Annotated in this window: 17 protein-coding genes; 8 read left to right on the top strand and 9 right to left on the bottom strand. The window is 40.6% G+C overall.

Annotated elements, in window-relative coordinates:
- Positions 1-92: 92 nt before the first annotated feature.
- Positions 93-890, bottom strand: a complete 798-nt coding sequence (locus CXF76_RS19655) for an alpha/beta fold hydrolase (RefSeq protein ID WP_101164430.1) — start codon at positions 888-890, stop codon at positions 93-95.
- Positions 891-1335: 445 nt separating this feature from the next.
- Here CXF76_RS19655 and CXF76_RS19650 point away from each other — a divergent pair, with 445 nt between their 5' ends.
- Both CXF76_RS19650 and CXF76_RS19645 read left to right on the top strand, forming a co-directional pair.
- Positions 1336-2613, top strand: a complete 1278-nt coding sequence (locus CXF76_RS19650; RefSeq protein ID WP_101164429.1) for an aromatic amino acid transport family protein — start codon at positions 1336-1338, stop codon at positions 2611-2613.
- A 130-nt stretch (positions 2614-2743) separates the two neighbouring features.
- Positions 2744-4087 carry a M24 family metallopeptidase gene (locus CXF76_RS19645; protein WP_101164428.1) on the top strand — a complete coding sequence of 448 codons (1344 nt, stop codon included), beginning with the start codon at positions 2744-2746 and terminating at the stop codon, positions 4085-4087.
- 52 nt (positions 4088-4139) lie between these two features.
- On the opposite strand, the gene speD is transcribed toward CXF76_RS19645, so the two are convergent.
- From speD to CXF76_RS19605, 8 genes are all read right to left on the bottom strand, one after another.
- Positions 4140-4952, bottom strand: a complete 813-nt coding sequence (gene speD, locus CXF76_RS19640) for an adenosylmethionine decarboxylase (RefSeq protein ID WP_007376266.1) — start codon at positions 4950-4952, stop codon at positions 4140-4142.
- 88 nt (positions 4953-5040) lie between these two features.
- On the bottom strand, positions 5041-5454 hold the full coding sequence (locus CXF76_RS19635) for an OsmC family protein (protein ID WP_002958863.1): 414 nt from the start codon (positions 5452-5454) through the stop codon (positions 5041-5043).
- An 86-nt stretch (positions 5455-5540) separates the two neighbouring features.
- A complete protein-coding gene (locus tag CXF76_RS19630; protein WP_007580087.1) occupies positions 5541-5888 on the bottom strand; it encodes a DUF3802 family protein in 348 nt (115 codons plus the stop codon).
- Between the two features lie 132 nt (positions 5889-6020).
- On the bottom strand, positions 6021-7490 hold the full coding sequence (gene astD / locus CXF76_RS19625; protein ID WP_024589580.1) for a succinylglutamate-semialdehyde dehydrogenase: 1470 nt from the start codon (positions 7488-7490) through the stop codon (positions 6021-6023).
- Positions 7491-7505: 15 nt separating this feature from the next.
- Positions 7506-8522 (bottom strand): arginine N-succinyltransferase, encoded by a 1017-nt coding sequence (astA, locus tag CXF76_RS19620; RefSeq protein ID WP_024589579.1) that lies wholly within the window; start codon positions 8520-8522, stop codon positions 7506-7508.
- A gap of 85 nt (positions 8523-8607) precedes the next feature.
- Positions 8608-9813 (bottom strand): aspartate aminotransferase family protein, encoded by a 1206-nt coding sequence (locus CXF76_RS19615; protein ID WP_101164427.1) that lies wholly within the window; start codon positions 9811-9813, stop codon positions 8608-8610.
- A gap of 379 nt (positions 9814-10192) precedes the next feature.
- Positions 10193-11353 carry an HDOD domain-containing protein gene (locus CXF76_RS19610; protein WP_101164426.1) on the bottom strand — a complete coding sequence of 387 codons (1161 nt, stop codon included), beginning with the start codon at positions 11351-11353 and terminating at the stop codon, positions 10193-10195.
- A gap of 43 nt (positions 11354-11396) precedes the next feature.
- Positions 11397-11978, bottom strand: coding sequence for an anthranilate synthase component II (locus CXF76_RS19605; RefSeq protein ID WP_101164425.1), 582 nt, complete (start codon positions 11976-11978; stop codon positions 11397-11399).
- Between the two features lie 551 nt (positions 11979-12529).
- Between CXF76_RS19605 and CXF76_RS19600 the strand changes: the two genes are divergently transcribed.
- The 6 genes from CXF76_RS19600 to CXF76_RS19575 all read left to right on the top strand — a co-directional run bounded on the left by CXF76_RS19600 (position 12530) and on the right by CXF76_RS19575 (position 18811).
- Positions 12530-12772, top strand: a complete 243-nt coding sequence (locus tag CXF76_RS19600; RefSeq protein ID WP_007580070.1) for a YdcH family protein — start codon at positions 12530-12532, stop codon at positions 12770-12772.
- Between the two features lie 445 nt (positions 12773-13217).
- A complete protein-coding gene (gene galE, locus CXF76_RS19595; protein WP_101164424.1) occupies positions 13218-14231 on the top strand; it encodes a UDP-glucose 4-epimerase GalE in 1014 nt (337 codons plus the stop codon).
- A gap of 1 nt (position 14232) precedes the next feature.
- The gene (locus tag CXF76_RS19590) at positions 14233-15297 is read left to right on the top strand and encodes a UDP-glucose--hexose-1-phosphate uridylyltransferase (RefSeq protein WP_101164423.1); all 1065 of its coding nucleotides are present in this window, start codon (positions 14233-14235) and stop codon (positions 15295-15297) included.
- Complete coding sequence (galK, locus tag CXF76_RS19585; protein ID WP_101164422.1) at positions 15287-16435, top strand: galactokinase; 1149 nt, start codon at positions 15287-15289, stop codon at positions 16433-16435. The genes CXF76_RS19590 and galK overlap by 11 nt, the downstream gene beginning before the upstream one ends.
- Positions 16436-16454: 19 nt before the next feature.
- Positions 16455-17459 (top strand): Gfo/Idh/MocA family protein, encoded by a 1005-nt coding sequence (locus tag CXF76_RS19580; protein WP_101164421.1) that lies wholly within the window; start codon positions 16455-16457, stop codon positions 17457-17459.
- A gap of 29 nt (positions 17460-17488) precedes the next feature.
- Entirely contained in the window at positions 17489-18811 is a 1323-nt protein-coding gene (locus CXF76_RS19575; protein ID WP_101164420.1) for an alpha/beta hydrolase family protein, read from the top strand.
- Positions 18812-18841 lie beyond the last annotated feature (30 nt).

Here is an 18841-nt window from a genome sequence, read left to right as displayed (position 1 = left end):
TATAAAAATGGAGTTTTATTCCTTTAGGTCCTGTTTTGAGTTTAGGGCGAAAATCAAAAAAGAATGTACCGATCCTATTCCTTCTACAACCCTTAACGATTTTGCTGGGCGATAAAAGCAAGCGAGTGCTGATTGAATAAGTCAGGGCGTTCCACATTGCAGACATGGCCGCAATGGTGAATCGTTTGCAGTACGCTGTTTTTATGACGCTTAACCATTTCTTTAACAGGGCCAAGGAACATATGATCTTCCTTACCCATAATATACAGAATGGGAATATCAATGTCTTTTTCTTTGAAGTACTGCATTAAAGGATTTACGTCCATGGCTAATTTAAACCATTTTATAAACTCTTTTTGGCACAAGCGTTTTGCTTCACGAACAAACAAAAGCCGAGATTCTTTATGGCGCTTTTTAGGCATCATAATAAAAGCAAATAAGCGATACAGCCACATATAAGGCAAGAAGTGTTTAAAAGTATTACCTAAATAAACCAATGTATTACTGCGAGTATTAAAACGAGTAACCGCTCCACCTAGCACCATACTAGAAACATATTGCGGCGCAATTTCAGCAATATTTCGAATAATAATTGTGCCCAATGAAATGCCAACAAAGTGTGCGCTGTTGATATTGTTATGATCTAACACATCGATAATGTCTTTAGAGACATTATTAAATGAATAATTATTATCAACAAAGTTTTGTACTAAGTTATTCGATTTACCGTGACCACGAAGATCTAGCAACAATACATTATATTCTTTTTTATAGGCTTTAAGCTGACGAAACCAGATTGCCGAACTACCACCTGCTCCATGGACAAATACAACCCATGTTTTACTGGTTTCGTGCGCAAAAGTAGTATGGAAGAGAATGTCTTTGCTCATTGCAGTTAGCGGCCTATTTACTTCGTTTGGCATATTCAATTGTAGGAAGTATAACGGAGTTTAATAAAAATCTCTTATGAAGTTGAGAGCAATGGCTTCTACTTAACAACTTTTGGGAGCAGATTTTGATTTTTAAATGAAAACCAATAAAAATGACCTTCCCCTATTTTCACGGCATTGCGCCTCTCTTGGCTTTGCTGATCGGATGACGCAATGCAGTGTTGGGTTTCGCTTCGCTCTACCCAACCTACTCTTCAATTATAATATGGGTGTTGCTATTTAAGGCTTTTGCTCACTTTTACACCACTGTTTCGTATTCATGACACTTACCCTCCAATTGAGTCTAATTAATTAGTCTAAAAATCTCTTCAAAACATGAAAAATGTCTCTAAAAACTATACCCTTCGGCGCAGTTATTATTTAAATAATGGATGAGCACACACACATGACAACATCTCAAGATGCAACGCTTTCAAATGCATCACCAAACACACACACAAATTCAAATACAAAAACTAAATGGAACCTGCACGATACGCAGTGGACATTAAGTTTATTTGGTACCGCCGTTGGTGCGGGTATTTTATTTTTACCTATTAACATTGGTATTGGCGGTTTTTGGCCGTTAATTATTATGGCGTGTTTAGCGTTCCCAATGACCTTTTTTGCGCACCGTGGATTAGCGCGCTTTGTACTTTCATCAAAAAATAAAGATGCCGATTTTACCGATGTAGTTGAAGAGCATTTTGGTGTGACTGCAGGCCGGTTAATTTCCTTGTTGTACTTTTTATCTATATTCCCAATTTTGCTTATTTACGGTGTAGGTTTAACCAATACCGTTGATAGTTTTATGGTTAATCAAATGGGGATGGAATCACCTTCTCGCGTGCTACTTTCGGGTGTATTAGTTGCAGGTATGATTAGCTTAATGATGGGCGGCGAGCGCTTAATGCTACGTGCCTTTGCTATTTTAGTGTATCCGCTTGTGGGCATATTGTTCTTTTTATCACTTTATTTAATCCCTAGCTGGCAAATGCCAGATATGACGGTGCCTGAAATAGGCAGCTTTGGTAAAACGTTGTGGTTATCGATTCCTATTATTGTGTTTTCGTTTAGCCACGCAGCGGCTATCTCAAGCTTTGTAAATGTGCAACGCGGTCATTACGGCGAACAAGCTACACGTAAGTCTGAGGCGATTTTAAAGCGCACTAGCTTGCTACTTATTACCTTTGTACTGTTATTTGTGTTCTCTTGCGTGCTGTCGCTTACAGGCGAGCAAATGGCAGCGGCTAAAGCGGCTAACGTATCGGTTTTATCCTACCTTGCTAATATTACTGATAACTCGTTTATTGCCACACTTGGGCCACTTGTTGCCTTTATTGCTATTACATCGTCGTTTTTGGGTCATTTTTTAGGTGCACGCGAAAGCTTTACAGGTTTAGTAACTAAACAAACAGGCTTAAGTGCTGGCGTTACCGATAAAATTGGTGTGTTAATCATGTTTTTAGCTATTTGGTTTTGTGCTGTTAAAAACCCAAGTATTTTAGACATGATGGATCAGTTATCGGGCCCTATCATTGCGATGATTTTATTCATTATGCCAATGATTGCAGTTTATAAAGTGCCTGCACTTCATAAGTACCGCAACCGTTTAAGCACGCTATTTATATTAGCGGTTGGCTCACTTGCTGTATTTGCACTTTTATACAGTATGCTTAAGTAATAAAACTGTTTATACAAAAGCCCGGCTACTTTTTAGCTGGGCTTTTTTGTGTGCGGTTTATCTCAAATTGTTTTTTTATAGTCGCTCTTCAGGCATGTTATAAATTAACTAGCCTAAAAATAAAACAATTATGCACTTTACTAAACAACTCCTACTTTATGTAAGCTTGCTAACTACGCTTGTTTTAAGCCTCTTTGTTAAAGCTGATGACGCTCCCACTATTTTATCGATGAAAGAGCGCGCTGCGTTTATAGATAAAATAACTGAGCTTAGAGTTAATACCTTAATGCCCTCATTAATGAAGCAGCACAACACTGATATGTGGCTACTTATAAGTCGTGAATATAACGAAGATCCAATATTAAAAACAATGCTGCCTGCAACATGGCTTTCAGCCAGACGCACCACTATTTTGCTATTTGCACTTAATAAACAAGGTGGTGTTGATGCTTACGCTATTGCGCCTTATAAAATAGGTAACGTATTTAAAAAAGGGTGGGATAAACAAACACAACCAAGCCAGTGGGCAGCACTCAATACACTTATTGAGCAATACAAACCTCGCAACATTGCGCTTAATACTTCTACCGACTGGGCACATGCCGATGGCCTTGTGCTAGGCGATTACAAAACATTAATGGCTAACTTGCCCGCCACTTATCACAATAAAATAATTTCTGCCGAGCCGCTTGCTGTTGCCTGGTTAGAGCAACGCATTCCTGAAGAAGTTAAAATGTATAAACATATTGTGGCTATTGCCCATCATATTATTGCAGAGGGGTTTTCGGGTAAAACAATTACGGTTGGTGAAACAACTAGCGATGACTTGGTATGGTGGTTTAGAGAGCGCGTAAAAGAGCTAAAACTACAAACATGGTTTCACCCAAGTATTGCTATTCAGCGCGCCGATGCGAAGTCGTTCGATCATGAAGAAAGCTTTACCAATGGCTACGATGATAACGTTATACAAGCCGGTGACTTGCTTCATGTAGATTTTGGGATTACTTATTTACGCTTAAATACCGACACGCAGCAGCATGCGTATGTGCTCAAAGAAAACGAAACGAGTGCGCCTAGTTACTTAGTTGAAGCACTAAAAAGCGGTAATAAACTACAAGACATATTTACCAGTCAATTTGCGGTAGGTAAAACCGGTAATGAGGTTTTAGCTGCAGCACGAAAAGCCGCTATTGAGCAGGGATTAAAGCCCACTATTTATACCCATCCTCTTGGCTATCATGGCCACGCTGCTGGCACTACATTAGGTATGTGGGATTCTCAGCAAGGTGTACCGGGAGATGGTGACTATCCGCTGCATTTAAATACGGCTTACTCAATTGAGCTTAACAATGCTGTGTTTATAAAACAGTGGAATAAAGAAATAAGAATAATGCTAGAGGAAGATGCTATTTTTGATAAAAGCGGTGTCTGGTATTTAAATGGCCGACAAACACAATTATTGCTTGTAAAATAAAGCAAAAAAAATGGCGCTCACTGAGCGCCATTTTTAATTTAATTCGTTGCTATTATTCTGTATCTGGCAGGTTACGGCCATAGAATATTTCTTGCATTTCACGGGTCAGCTTTGAGCGAATTTCGTCTTCTTCGCCCTCTGATAAATCTGCCGTAGAAAGGCCGAATAAATACGTGTTTAGATCGGTTTCTTTTAACATCATTTTGGTATGGAACAGGTTTTCTTGATACACGTTCACGTCCATCATTTGGTACGCTTCTTTTGTATCTTCTGTCATGAAGTTTTGAATCGAGCTAATAGCATGATCAATGTAGTGCTTAACACCGTTTATGTCGCGGGTAAAACCACGAACGCGGTAGTCAATTGTTACTACGTCTGATTCAAGGCTATGAATTAAGAAGTTTAACGCTTTAAGTGGCGAAATAATGCCACAAGTAGACACTTCAATATCAGCACGGAATGTACAAATACCATCATCAGGGTGAGCTTCTGGGTATGTGTGTACACAAATGTGGCTTTTATCTAGATGCGCAACAACTGAATCAGGTAATGGGCCTGGTGCTTCGTCAGCATCGTAATTTTGCTGCTCTTCTACTGGTTCTTCTGAAACCAAAATAGTTACACTTGCGCCTTGCGGTTCATAATCTTGGCGCGCTACATTTAAAATATTAGCACCAATAATATCAACAACTTCACCTAAAATGTCGGTTAGTCTATCTGCACTGTACTGCTCATCGATATATTCAATATATTCTTTACGTTGTTGCTCGGTCTTTGCGTAACAAATATCATAAATACTAAAGCTTAAACTTTTGGTTAAATTGTTAAAGCCATGAAGTTTAAGTTTATCGAAGGGTTTGTTCATAATAAACCAACCTATAAATTAGTGGGTTCTGCACCTGCAGAATGAAAAGTTCGCGGATTTTATACGAATTTCCCTCGTGGAAAAAGCGTTATTTTGCTTGATCTTGCACAACTTCGTGGCTATGCGTAATTTCTACTGTTTTATCAAGCATTAATGCAACTGAGCAATACTTTTCAGCAGAGAGTGAAACGGCGCGTGCAAGGTGCTTTTCAGACACATTATTGCCTTTAACAACAAAGTGTAAGTTGATTTTGGTAAACACACGTGGGGCTGTTTCGGCGCGCTCTGCACTTAGTTGTACTTGTACATCTGAAAAATCTTGTTTGGCTTTTTTTAAAATACTAACCACATCAACTGATGAACAACAGCCGACAGACATTAAAACCATTTCCATTGGGCTTGGTGCTGCACTATCGCTGCCGCCATCAAACACAACATTGTGGTTAGAATTAGAACGACCAATAAACGTATCGCCTTCAACCCATTTTACATTTGCTTGCATTTTTATATCTCAAAAAAATATTTTCTTGATTGTAAGCAAGTTAGCCGTAGTTGCAAATGAAAATGCAACGCAGGGCTATAAAATGGCTAAGATTGTTGTGTTAAAGCGCTATCAAAGAGGTTTTTTACTAAACCTGCAAATTCATCTATAAAGGCATGCTGTTCAACCGTGACAGGCTGTGAGGTGATGCTGCTGAGGACTTCTTCTAAATCGTAAACAATGCCATCAACTTCGCGTACAATTTGACTACGCTGCTCTGTGTTGAGGTTTGTGTGCTGCTCGCAAATAAGCATCACATTTTGTGCAATAACGTCTTCGATTAATTCCATTACTGTTGGGGCACCTGGTTTTATTTCGCCTGGCTTCTCAAACAATGCTAAATTTTGAGTTAGATACATGATCAAATCATCGTACCCTTGCCTATCTAAAACCATTTTTGTACCACCTTTGTATAATTAATTATTTTTGATTTAAGCAGAAAGCGCTGTTGATTGCTAGCTTTGCGCGTTAGCAATACAAAAAAAGCAGCCGAAGCTGCTTTTATAATAATTAAGTAGTATTACTACTTAATCTATTTTTAAGCCTGGGCTTAGTGTTGCTGGCATAGCTACTTTTTCAAGCTCTACCGAAGCAACTGGGTATGCACAGTAATCAGCTGCGTAATACGCACTTGCTCTGTGGTTGCCCGATGCGCCAATACCACCAAACGGTGCTGCGCTTGATGCGCCAGTAATTGGGCGATTCCAGTTAACAATACCTGCACGAATACGACGTAAGAAATGGTCGTAATCTGCTGCACTGTCACTTAATAAACCAGCCGATAAACCAAAGGTTGTATCGTTTGCTTTATCAATGGCTTGGTCAAAGTCGTCAAAGCGGAATACTTTTAAAAGTGGTCCAAAATGCTCTTCATCTGGGAAGTCACTAATATTTGTACACTCAATAATACCTGGTGTTACAAAGCCAGTATTAGCTGTGTGCTCAAGTTCTACTAATACTTCACCACCAAGCTCAACAAGCTCTTTTTGCGCTTTAACCATGCCTGCAGCTGCAGCTGATGAGATCATAGAGCCCATAAATGGCTGGTCTGCATCATCGTAGTTGCCTACTTTAATCGCTTTAGTTGCAGTGATAAGGCGCTCTAAAATTGCATCGCCTTTGCTACCTTTAGGTAAAAACAATTTACGTGCACATGTACAACGCTGGCCGCTTGAGATAAACGCTGATTGAATAATATCGTGAACAACCGCTTTAGTATCTTCAACGTCAGTAATAATAAGTGGATTATTACCACCCATTTCTAGCGCTAAAATTTTACCCGGTTGACCCGCAAACTGTTCATGTAAAATATGACCAGTACGCGAAGAACCCGTAAAGAACAAGCCATCAATACCTTTGTGGGCAGCAAGGGCTTTACCCGTTTCTACTTCACCTTGTACAAGGTTAATGACACCTGCTGGTAAACCTGCTTTTTCCCACAGTTTAAGCGTAAGCTCAGCTACTTTAGGAGTAAGTTCAGACGGTTTAAACACAACCGTGTTACCTGCTAAAAGCGCTGGCACAATGTGGCCATTAGGTAAGTGACCCGGAAAGTTATACGGACCAAATACGGCTACAACACCATGTGGCTTATGACGAATCATCGCACGGCCAAGTGGCATTGCGTTTTCTACGTCGCCAGTGCGCTCTAAAAATGCTTTTTCAGAAATGGCAATTTTACCAACCATAGCACCCGCTTCTGTGCGAGTTTCCCACAGTGGCTTACCTGTTTCTTGTGCAATAGTAATAGCGAGCTCTTCGCTGTTTTCTTTTAATTGCGCTGCAAATGCTTTAATTATTTCTAAACGCTCAGTAAAGCTTTTATCAGCCCATGCATAAAACGCTTCGCGCGCTGCATTTACTGCGGTGTCTACTTGCGTCGCAGTTGCCGATGAAGCCTGCCAAATAACGTCGTTATTTGCAGGGTTTACTGAATTAAATTCTGTGCCTTGGCCTTGTGACCATTGACCATTTATAAATTGTGCAGGATGAGTCATATACTTTCTCCTAAATTAAATCGTGGTTGCACTAACAATATCGCCAGTTTGCAAATGCAGTGCATCTGCTATTTCTTGCGATAAAATAAGGCTTTTTGCGCGCTCGTCAAATGTCATTGGTGCAACGGTTGCTCTGAAACCTTCAAGCTTTTCGTTAGCTAGTAACACCATAGTGTCGCCAGTCATTTCGCCAATTTCAACGTTAAAGTGATTTGCATTACGAATAGTCGCAATGTTATCTACTTTTGCTTCAACCGTTGGGCCACCGTCAAAAATATCTACGTAGCCATTAAACGTAAAGCCTTCGCTTTTTAATAACTCGATTGCTGGGCGAGTGTTGTCGTGTACTTTACCAATTACGGCTTGCGCATCTTTACTTAGCAAGTTTACGTAAATTGGGTATTTAGGCATTAGTTCAGCAATGAAAACCTTTTGGCCAATACCTGTTAGGTAATCGGCTGTTGGAAAATCCATAGAGAAAAAGTGCTCTTCAAGCCACTGCCAAAAAGGGCTGCTGCCGTTTTCGTCAGACACACCGCGCATTTCTGCAATCACTGTTTGCGCAAAACGCTCTTGATGCTGTTTTATAAACATAAAGCGCGCTTTTGAAAGTAGCTTACCGTTACAATTTTTACGATAACCATCTTTTAAAAACAATGTGCAAAGCTCTGTAGCACCTGTGTAGTCGTTACATAGCGTTAGAATATCAACCGCTTTGTATACGCCTAATGTGCGCGAAGAGTGAATCACTTTACTTAAGTGATAATGATAAAATGCATCATCAAGCCCTACCGCAGCTTCAATTGCAGATGTCCCTACAACTTCACCGGTTTCGCTATCTTCAAGAACAAACAGGTAGCCTTCGTCACCAGGTTGTGACGTTTGTTTAGCAAAAGAGCTTACTGAATGGTCGATCTTTTTTTGCAATAGTTCTTCGTTTAATGGCAAAGACGTAAAACCATGCCCTGATTCATGGGCAATTTTCAGTAATGCTGAATAATCATTTTGCTGGATTGGGCGAAGGATCATCATGAGTCCGCTTGCTCCCTTATAAATAACGGTAAATAGGAATTGCAGGGCAAGCAGTGCTTGCCCTTTATTGGTTGGCTTAAGTCGCTTATACGTTTACTACGCTTGCTACTGCTTTTTCAAAGCGTGCCATACCTTCGCGAATGTCCGCATCAGGAATTACTAAAGATGGAGTGAAACGTATTACGTCTGCACCAGCAACTAATGACATAAGGCCTTGCTCAGTACCTGCCACTAAAAACTCTTTTGCACGACCTTTATATTGCTCGTTCACTACTGCACCAATTAATAAACCTTGGCCACGGATTTCGCTAAATACGTTATATTTTTCGTTAACCGCAGTAAGTAGTTCATTAAATAATGCTGCTTTAGCTTTTACGCCAGCAAGTACTTCTGGCGTATTTACTGTATCAAATGCAGCTTCTGCAACAGCACACGCAAGCGGGTTGCCGCCATAAGTAGAACCATGAGTACCTACTTTAAGATGCTGTGCAATTTCAGTTGTTGTGATCATAGCGCCAATAGGGAAACCGCCGCCAAGTGCTTTAGCTGAAGTTAAAATATCAGGTACTATGTTTAAGCCTTGGTATGCGTATAAATCGCCAGTACGACCAACACCTGTTTGTACTTCATCAAAAATAAGCAGTGCGTTATGCTTAGTACATAAATCGCGAACGCCTTGAGCAAACTCGTCAGTTGGTGAAACAATACCGCCTTCACCTTGAAGAGGTTCCATCATTACGGCACATGTTTTGTCGCTGATTAGCGCTTCAAAAGCAGCTAGGTCATTGTAATCACAATGTACAATGTCGCCAGGCTTAGGACCAAAACCATCTGAATATGCAGCTTGGCCGCCAACAGTTACGGTAAAGAATGTACGACCGTGGAAACCTTTGTTGAACGCGATGATTTGTGATTTTTCTGCGCCAAACTTATCAAGTGCAAAACGACGCGCTAACTTAAGCGCTGCTTCGTTTGCTTCTGCGCCTGAGTTGGCAAAATAAACTTTTTCAGCAAATGTAGCATCAACCATTTTTTTAGCTAGGCGAAGTGCCGGCTCATTGGTCATTACATTTGATAGATGCCAGATTTTTTCGCCTTGCTCTTTTAATGCGCCTACTAATGCAGGGTGGCAATGGCCAAGACAGTTAACTGCAATACCACCAGCAAAGTCGATAAACTCTCGACCTTCTTGATCCCATACGCGAGAACCTTCGCCTCGAACAGGAATTACGCTTGAAGGTGCGTAGTTAGGAACCATTACGTGATCAAATAATTCGCGATTGACTGTCATTTTATTTCCTCTTAATTGTGAGCAACACAAAACATCAAAATAGGTGTTTGGTTAATATTTGTAACCAACTTTATAGGCAAGATCAGTAACCTGATAATTGCGCAAAATTGCTTTGTGGTTCAATTTTCAGACGCACATTATTTCAGAATTACTTATATCTGTCTCGTTAAAAACTTTCATGTATCCCTTGAAAATAAAGGGCTAAAGATATTATTTCATAGATAGTGAATAACTATTTGCATAGCCATTCATACTTGGTTTTAGACAACTAACCGCATGAGCGCAGAGGCAAGCACGCTTTAATCGGCAAATATGCAATATAACAATAGAGTGAGAATGAATGGTTAGTCGCAAAAAAATTAACAAAAAATTCAGATTTTTAGTCAATTTGAATAGCTAAATTGGTAAAATTACTCGATTGGAGGGTTTTTAGTTCCGTTTTAGTGAACTTAAAGTACGAAAACCAGCTTAGAGTTTCATCAGGCTCAATAAGTTGATGCTCTTTTAAATTAAGATATTGAGAGTAGCAACGTGCCTTTAGCATTACTTCTGTTAATGGCAGTAATGTATCGCCCTTATCTACCCCATTTACTAGCTGCTGCATTACACCTTTAAACGGTAAATATTTAAAAGCCATTTTGTCTATTACTTTGGCGCTTACTTCTATCGACTTATTGCTAAGTAGAGTGGTTAAAAATAGCGGGTCGGGCTGTAGCTCTAATAATGCGGTGTGTAAATCTTTTTGGTTTTCATTTCGGGCTAACTGCACTTTGCGTTGCCATACTTTCTCAAACGTTTTTAAGTACAAGCGCACTAATGCAATTCGCCCTACATCTAAAAGCATTCCAAGGGTAAATGCATGTACGTCATTCACATTATTAATTTGTGCAATTTTTTGCGCAGCAATCGCGTTTGCCATCGCGCTGTCGCGTAGCCGGCGTTTTAATAATGAAAATGGTTCGGTGCTATGTGGCATCCAATGACGCGCAGCAAATGTAGGAATAACTAGCTGTAAGTTATCAAGGCCAATATAACGAAGGGCAAGCGATGGTTTATCTACTTTTACAGACGTGTTTTTACTACGCTGATTACGATAGTAAGGTAAATTAACAAGCGTTACTAACTCTCTACCCAACCAGCTTATATCATTAACTAGTGGCTCTAAACGCCCTACTGATGCCGACTTTACAGCTAATATATCGAGTATATTGGCAATGCCATCTTCAATGCCTATAGTACTGTGAATTACACTATCTATATCTTCGAGCTGCTTATATATAGCTGTTTCAATTGTTTTGTGTAGTTGCTCACTCGCTTGAGCGCGGTACTTATGATGTGCAGTACTGCTTTGCTGGCGTTTATTCTGTGCGGCCACTTCAACCTGAAGCAAAGTGCGTTGCTTCATGGGTTCGCCGTAATCTATATCTAATGTATGGATGAAACCAATTTGCTGATGCGCAAAGCTGTGCCCAAGCAATAAGTCATGAGCCCGTTGGTTTAGTATTTTGGCAGTACGCTGCTGGGCTACAAGTTCAGTCATGACATCCATTAATAAAGTATTAAATGCTCTGTGTATTATAACATTAGAAGCGAGTTAAAAAGTTATCAAGCAGTTCTAAGCCTTGATCAGTTAGAATAGCTTCGGGGTGAAACTGCACACCTTCGATTGCTAGTTCTTTATGAAGTAACCCCATAATTTCGTCAAACTCACCTTGCTCAGTCTGAGTCCATGCGGTTACTTCAAGTTCTTTAGGCAAAGTTTGTGCTTTAACCACTAAAGAATGATAACGACATACTGTTAACGGGTTAGCTAAACCTTTAAACACCCCTTTATTAGTGTGAACTATGGGTGATGTTTTACCGTGCATTACTTTTTTAGCACGAATTACATCTCCACCTAAAGCTTGTGCAATAGTTTGATGCCCCAAGCAAATTCCTAAAATAGGATATTGCCCTTTTAGTTGCTCAACAACATTTAGTGAAATACCCGCTTCGTTAGGGGTGCATGGCCCTGGCGATAACACGATGTGTTTCGGGTTCAACTGCTTTATTTGTGCAATGCTTAGCTCGTCATTACGTTTCACTAAAACGTCTTGATCTAAACGCTGAAAATATTGCACTAAGTTGTAAGTAAACGAGTCGTAGTTATCGATCATTAACAGCATTACACAACAAACCTTATAAATTATTGACCACTTACTTCACACAAGTGGTACTAAGCGCTGCATTCTACCACTATTAATTAACCAACATAAATTAGCAAAAAGCGTTAAAAATTAACTCTTTTAGCTAAAATGCATAAAAGCCTTTAGCGGGTATTGGTTTACTTAACCTGAACTCTGGTTAAGAGATTTATTAACGTATTGAATCACGGTGATATTTAAATTTATTTTCTCTAGCCAGAGATTCCTTGCAGCTTGAGCAATAATATCGAACCCTAAGCTTTTTACGAGTAGTTAATACTCCTATTTAGGCTGTATACCCCAACAATAAATTATTGACCTCTAAAGTACATGCGTTTATTGATCGCTCTATTAAATACTTTAGTGAAATACCTTACTGAGCAAAATAAACAGATTGTTTGCGCTACATCAAATTAGCGGCTCAATGGTTGAATTATATCTATGTAAGCCCCAGTGTATTATATGAAAGGCAGTAATTCACTTATACAACTCACTTACTTGTGAGCTCATTTATATCCTATTAAGGAGCGAATATGTTAGGCGAAGACCACTCATTAACTAATGACTTTCCAGAGTACTTAAAGACCATTGCCGAGTTAAATGAAAGCGATACTGAATTTGCAAAAAAAGCAGATAAGTACGACAAGCTAGATAAAGAAATTAGAGTGTTAGAGCTCAAAGATGCCCCCATAAGCGACGAGCAAATGCATCAGCTAAAACACGAACGTACGGAATTAAAAGATTGGCTATACGAGCGCTTGCAGCAAGAGCAGTAATGCCACTAAAAAAAGAGCTCACTGATGAGGTGAGCTCTTTAGATCAACAATGGCTATTTTCTCTAAAACTTTACAAAGCCACCCACAGGTTTCATAAATACACTGCTTGGGTTAATAACATCTTTGCGTTCCTAGCCAGTGCTATCGGTAGCACCGGTAAGTAAAACTGTTTTATTTATGTTGCTCTCTCCTAACTTTGTTTTCGCTATATTAGCAGCCTCCCTACCGCTGATAATTAGGTCAATAATCGAATCAGTTTATCTAATCAATTGATAAAGCTAAGTCTATGTTAGTCAATATAAAAGCATTCCTTTAAAAGGCAGGTAAGTGTTTAAGCTGAATGTTTTTTATGCTTTTATTTGAATTACCCAGCAATCATAACTATTGTTTTTAAACCCCCTTAATAGTAGTATTTATCATATAAATACACTTTTCGAGAAATAACATGAAAGTTTTAGTTACTGGCGGCATGGGTTACATAGGTAGCCACACATGTATTGCATTGCATGAAGCAGGTATTACGCCTGTTATTTATGATAACTTATCTAATGCAAGTGCGCGGGTACTTGACCAACTCGAAAAGATTACTGGTACTCGGTTTGAGTTTATATTGGGTGACATTCAAGACGAGCAACAATTTAAGCTCGCTCTAAAACATACTAAAGCCGAAGCTGTTTTTCACTTTGCGGCTTTAAAAGCCGTTGGCGAATCAACTGAGCAACCACTGCGTTATTATCAAAATAATGTGTCGGGCACATTAAGCATGCTACAAAACATGCAAGATGAAGGCGTTAACCATATTATATTTAGCTCATCGGCTACTGTGTACGGTGAGCCAGACTACCTCCCTATTGACGAAAAGCATCCTATACGCGCAACTAACCCTTATGGTTGGACTAAAGTCATGGTTGAACAAGCCATGCAAGACGTATGTAATGCCAACAGTCAATTTATGGGGATTGCGCTTCGTTACTTTAACCCAGTAGGTGCACACCCAAGTGGTTTATTAGGTGAAAGCCCTAATGGTATTCCTAATAACTTAATGCCATTTATTGCTCAAACTGCAGTAGGCAAACGTGACGTGGTTAATATTTTTGGTGACGACTACGACACCGAAGATGGCACAGGCGTGCGCGACTATATTCATGTTTTAGATTTAGCTAAAGGTCATGTTGCGGCATTTATGCAGCATAAAACAGATACCGCCTTTCATGCTTACAACTTAGGCACAGGGCAAGGTTATTCTGTGCTTGATATGATCAACGCATTTAGCGCATCAGCCAATAAAGATATTCCGTATAAGATTGCGCCGCGCCGAGCAGGTGATATTGCCTGTAACTACGCCGATGCCACAAAAGCGCAAAACACACTTAACTGGCACGCAGAACTAACACTTAGCGACATGACAAACGACACATGGCGCTGGCAAACTAATTACCCAAGTGGGTTGGAGAGTTAACATGGCTTTATTAGAAAGTACTCACAGACGTAAAAATCCGCTAACGGGTCGTTGGGTATTAGTGTCACCACATCGTAATAACCGCCCATGGTTAGGCGCAACAGAAGCCGTTAACGAAAACGTACTACCAAAACACGATGACAGCTGCCCACTTTGCCCAAGTAATACCCGTGCAAATGGCGACAGCAATCCAGATTACAAATACACACACGTATTTAGAAATGACTTTGGCGCATTAACACCTAATGCCAGCGAGCAATTACAAGCCTTAGAGTCAGACAGCGATTTATTTATTGCCGACGAAGCCAGTGGCGAATGCCGCGTAATTTGTTTTTCTCCAGAGCACAATAAAACACTACCAGAGCTTAGCCAAAACGCATTGCACGAAGTAGTAAAAACCTGGAAACAAAATTACACAGAGCTTGCACAGCAGTACGAATGTGTACAAGTTTTTGAAAATAAAGGCGAGATCATGGGTTGCTCGCAACCTCATCCTCACGGCCAAGTATGGGCTCACTCGCATTTATCAACCGAAATAGAAGCCGAAGATACCCAGCAGCTTGCCTATTATAAAAAGCATGGTACAGCTATGCTTGCCGATTACGCGCAAAAAGAGCAAGCAGATCAAACACGTGTTGTATTTGAAAACGAACATTGGCTTGTTGTGGTGCCATTTTGGGCAGCATGGCCGTTTGAAACAATGCTAGTAACTAAAGATAATATTCAAAACTTTAGCCAGCTAAACGATGTGCAAACCGACTCTTTGGCTCAGGCACTTAAAGTATTAACCACTAAGTACGACAACGTATTTAATTGCAGCTTCCCATACTCAATGGGGTGGCACAATGCACCGGCTAACAGAGGCTCTGATGAGCAACATTGGCGCTTACATGCTCATTTTTATCCGCCGCTACTTCGCTCTGCTACTGTTAAAAAACACATGGTAGGCTACGAAATGCTAGGCGAAAGCCAACGCGACTTAAGCGCAGAAACCGCTGCTTCTATTTTAAAAGCAGCCAGTACCACACACTATAAAGATACAGCAGGACACACAGATGAAGCTTAACGAATTCCAACAACAATTTTTGTCACTGTATGGCGCGCCTGCTCAAGGTATTGCTGCAGCACCGGGCCGTGTAAACCTTATTGGCGAATTTACCGACTACAACGACGGTTTTGTTTTACCGTGTTCGTTAGAGTTTCGTACCCAAGTAATGTTTAAAGAGCGCGACGACAATATTATCACTGTGCATTCTTTAAATTATCCAGGCGAGCAAGACAGCTTTAGCGTTGATGAAGAAATTACTGAAGGCCAATCGCAATGGGGTAACTACATTCGTGCTGTTACTTATGTTCTTAAAAGAGCGGGCTACAAACTACGTGGCGCCGACCTACTAATTGACAGTAACTTACCGCAAGGTAGTGGCTTGTCGTCATCGGCCGCACTAGAAGTTGCAGTTGGCGGTATGTTTAACCATATTGCACAGCTTGGTTTACCGCCAGAGCAAATTGCGCTATTTGGCCAAGAAGCCGAAAATGACTTTATGCATTGCCAATGCGGCATTATGGATCAGCTTATTTCAGCTAAAGGCGAAAATGGGCATGCACTATTAATCGACTGTGAAAACCTAGCAACTAAATCAGTTAAAGTTCCTGATGATTTAAATATTGTTATTGTTAACTCTAACTACCCGCGTAAGTTGGTTGATAGCGAATACAACCAGCGCCGTATTGACTGCGAACAAGCAGCTGTAAAAATGGGTGTAGAAACACTTCGCCAAGCAACCATGACTGCCCTGCAAGCAGTAAAAGCGACATTAAGCGAAAACGAATATAAACGTGCACACCACGTAATTAGCGAAAACGATCGTGTAATTGCAGCAACAACTGCACTACAGAATAACGATATGGATGCACTTCGCACCCTAATGGCAGCATCGCATCAATCACTTAAACACGACTTTGAAGTAACCGTACCTGCAACCGATGGCCTAGTAGAGATTTGTAAAGAAGCCATGGGCGACCGTGGCGCAGTACGTATGACGGGTGGCGGCTTTGGTGGTGCTATTGTATGTTTGTGTCGCGATGCGGAAGTACCACTAATTAAAGCTGCGGTAGAAAAGCATTACTTTGAGCGTTTTAGCCTAAATGCTGATATTTACGTATGTTCAGCGGGCTCAGGATTACAAATTACGTCTTTTTAAATAAACTTAAGGAATAAGCATGGCAAAGGTTAATTGGGGAATTATTGGGTGTGGCAATATAGCTCACACCTTTGCTAAAAGCATTGCGCATTGCAGTGATGCACAGCTTATTGGCGCGGCTTCAACGAGTATGCAGCGCGCTAAAGAATTTGCCACACCGTACAATATTCAAGGCTACGAGAGCTATCAAGCTCTTATGCAGTGCCCAAATATAGACGCTATTTATATTGCCAATACGCACGATCAACACTTTAAAACTATCGCCCAATGCTTAACACACAATAAGCACGTGCTAAGCGAAAAACCGATTACCGTTAATGCTAAGCAATTGCAAAACCTCACTGAGCTTGCCAAGCAACAAAACTGCTTTTTAATGGAAGGCGTTTGGATGCGGTTTTTACCAGCCATAGTAAAATTACAACAACTCCTAAGTGAAGGTGTTATTGGTAATGTGCACAGTGTTAATGCCAACTTTAGTTTACCTGGCAGCTTTGCCGACACTCACCGATTAATGAACCCTGTAACAGCGGGTGGCGCCCTGCTCGATTTAGGTATTTACCCTATTTCGATTGCTGATGTGGTATTTAATAAAGCCCCTGAACACATCAAATCCTTTGTATATAAAAGCACAACCGGCGTTGATGAGCGAAGCACTGCTATAGTTGATTACGGTAACGGGCAATTTGCATCTCTTGCCAGCGCACTGCAGCAAAATGGCCCAACAGAAGCATGTATTAATGGTGAGCTTGGCTATATTCGAATACCTCAGTTTGTAGGTGCAAAAACGCTAGAGCTACACATAAACGACCAAGACCCTCAGTACTTTAAATACGATTTTAGCGACGATGAAAACTTTAAGTTTGAAATTGCACATGTCACGCAGTGTATATTACAAAAACAAACCCAAAGCTGTGTATTACCACTGGGTACTAGCTTACGAGTTATGAACATAATGGATACCTTACGAGCACAATGGCAGTTGCAATATAGCAATGCCATCGAGTCAGCTGAACTGACAAATTAAAAAATAAAAATACACAACAAGGACACACAATGACACACACACTCAAGGCGCTTTCAAAAGCCATATTACTTGCTACGTGCAGTTTATCTGCCAGTGTAGCTGTTGCTGAATCTAATAAACCAGAGCAGCTATACCCGCCAATCACTAGCGAAGTACTCCCAGAGCTTGCAGCTAAAGGTAGCTACAATGTAGGTGTGCAAACACTTGATTTAGTTAACCCTGCGCAATTTGACCCCGCTACACAAGGTCAAAAAGATCGCCCTTTAAAAGTAGAAGTGTGGTATCCGGCTGCAAATACAGCAAAAGCGCCACTTAGCAGCTACACAGATGAAACTCGCTCAGGTAAAGAGTTTACTCTGCAAGCCGATGCAATGCGTGATGTCGCCATTAATAATAAAGAACACTACCCTGTGATAGTGCTTTCGCACGGTTATACCGGTTACCGTACAATTATGTACTACCTTGGCGAGCATTTAGCGTCGCACGGTTACATTGTGGTAGCTATTGATCATACTGACTCAACCAATGCCGATGTTGATTTTAAAAATGCGCCGTTCTCTGGCTTTTTTAGCACGCTTATAAATCGCTCACGCGATCAGCAGTTTGTTATTAATTACTTTAATGAGCAAAACAACTTTGCAAGCAAGCAAGTAGATAACAAAAGCGCAGGCGTAATTGGTTACTCAATGGGTGGCTATGGCGCTGTAAATACGATAGGTGGTTGTTACGCTTTTAATGAGCAAACAACGGCTATGTTTACGGGTATGAAAGACCCTGTTCAAATTGAAAAAGTACAGCAATTACTAAACAGCTGCGCTGGTGGGCAATACAAAAACCCAAAAGTAGACCCACGTATAAAAGCGATGGTGGCCTTTGCGCCTTGGGGCGGACAGCACGCTATATTTGATGCCAAAGCGATGGGAAATATTAAAGTACCTTCGCTTTATGTCGCCGGTAACTTAGATGACATTTCTGGCTATGAAGGTATTAAAAACCTTTATAACCAAACAGGCAGCAAAGATAAATACATGCTTACTTACAAAAATGCACGCCATAATATTGCACCACACCCAGCCCCTGCTATTGCACAAAGCAGCAGTGAGCTAGATATAGGCCATTACTACGAGCCTTCGTGGTCTATGCGCACAATTAACGAAACCAACAAGCATTTTGTACTTGCGATGATGGACTGTCATGTAAAAGGCATAACCACTCAATGTGAATACTTAGATTTACCACAAAACGGCGACCAAGCTGTTGTTGACGGTAAACCACTACCACAGTGGCGCGGGTTTGATAATCGCTTTTCTACCGGTATGGATTGGCAGCAAGCTAAACCACACGCTAAATAACTTACTCAACACGGCTATCTTTTTTTATAG

Origin of the sequence: Pseudoalteromonas sp. 78C3 (genome assembly GCF_002836695.1) — a bacterium.
Classification (GTDB): Bacteria; Pseudomonadota; Gammaproteobacteria; order Enterobacterales; family Alteromonadaceae; genus Pseudoalteromonas; species Pseudoalteromonas arctica.
Note: the sequence above shows the minus strand (reverse complement) of the source record. Positions and strands in the feature narration are given on the sequence as shown.

Excerpts from the sequence above, each read along its gene's own strand:
- astA (WP_024589579.1), bottom strand. The coding sequence starts at position 8,522 with ATGATGATCCTTCGCCCAATCCAGCAAAATGATTATTCAGCATTACTG.
- CXF76_RS19650 (WP_101164429.1), top strand. The coding sequence starts at position 1,336 with ATGACAACATCTCAAGATGCAACGCTTTCAAATGCATCACCAAACACA.
- CXF76_RS19615 (WP_101164427.1), bottom strand. The coding sequence starts at position 9,813 with ATGACAGTCAATCGCGAATTATTTGATCACGTAATGGTTCCTAACTAC.
- CXF76_RS19655 (WP_101164430.1), bottom strand. The coding sequence starts at position 890 with ATGAGCAAAGACATTCTCTTCCATACTACTTTTGCGCACGAAACCAGT.
- CXF76_RS19630 (WP_007580087.1), bottom strand. The coding sequence starts at position 5,888 with ATGGTTTTAGATAGGCAAGGGTACGATGATTTGATCATGTATCTAACT.
- astD (WP_024589580.1), bottom strand. The coding sequence starts at position 7,490 with ATGACTCATCCTGCACAATTTATAAATGGTCAATGGTCACAAGGCCAA.
- CXF76_RS19590 (WP_101164423.1), top strand. The coding sequence starts at position 14,233 with ATGGCTTTATTAGAAAGTACTCACAGACGTAAAAATCCGCTAACGGGT.
- galK (WP_101164422.1), top strand. The coding sequence starts at position 15,287 with ATGAAGCTTAACGAATTCCAACAACAATTTTTGTCACTGTATGGCGCG.
- CXF76_RS19605 (WP_101164425.1), bottom strand. The coding sequence starts at position 11,978 with ATGCTGTTAATGATCGATAACTACGACTCGTTTACTTACAACTTAGTG.
- CXF76_RS19575 (WP_101164420.1), top strand. The coding sequence starts at position 17,489 with ATGACACACACACTCAAGGCGCTTTCAAAAGCCATATTACTTGCTACG.
- CXF76_RS19600 (WP_007580070.1), top strand. The coding sequence starts at position 12,530 with ATGTTAGGCGAAGACCACTCATTAACTAATGACTTTCCAGAGTACTTA.
- speD (WP_007376266.1), bottom strand. The coding sequence starts at position 4,952 with ATGAACAAACCCTTCGATAAACTTAAACTTCATGGCTTTAACAATTTA.
- CXF76_RS19580 (WP_101164421.1), top strand. The coding sequence starts at position 16,455 with ATGGCAAAGGTTAATTGGGGAATTATTGGGTGTGGCAATATAGCTCAC.
- CXF76_RS19610 (WP_101164426.1), bottom strand. The coding sequence starts at position 11,353 with ATGACTGAACTTGTAGCCCAGCAGCGTACTGCCAAAATACTAAACCAA.
- galE (WP_101164424.1), top strand. The coding sequence starts at position 13,218 with ATGAAAGTTTTAGTTACTGGCGGCATGGGTTACATAGGTAGCCACACA.
- CXF76_RS19635 (WP_002958863.1), bottom strand. The coding sequence starts at position 5,454 with ATGCAAGCAAATGTAAAATGGGTTGAAGGCGATACGTTTATTGGTCGT.
- CXF76_RS19645 (WP_101164428.1), top strand. The coding sequence starts at position 2,744 with ATGCACTTTACTAAACAACTCCTACTTTATGTAAGCTTGCTAACTACG.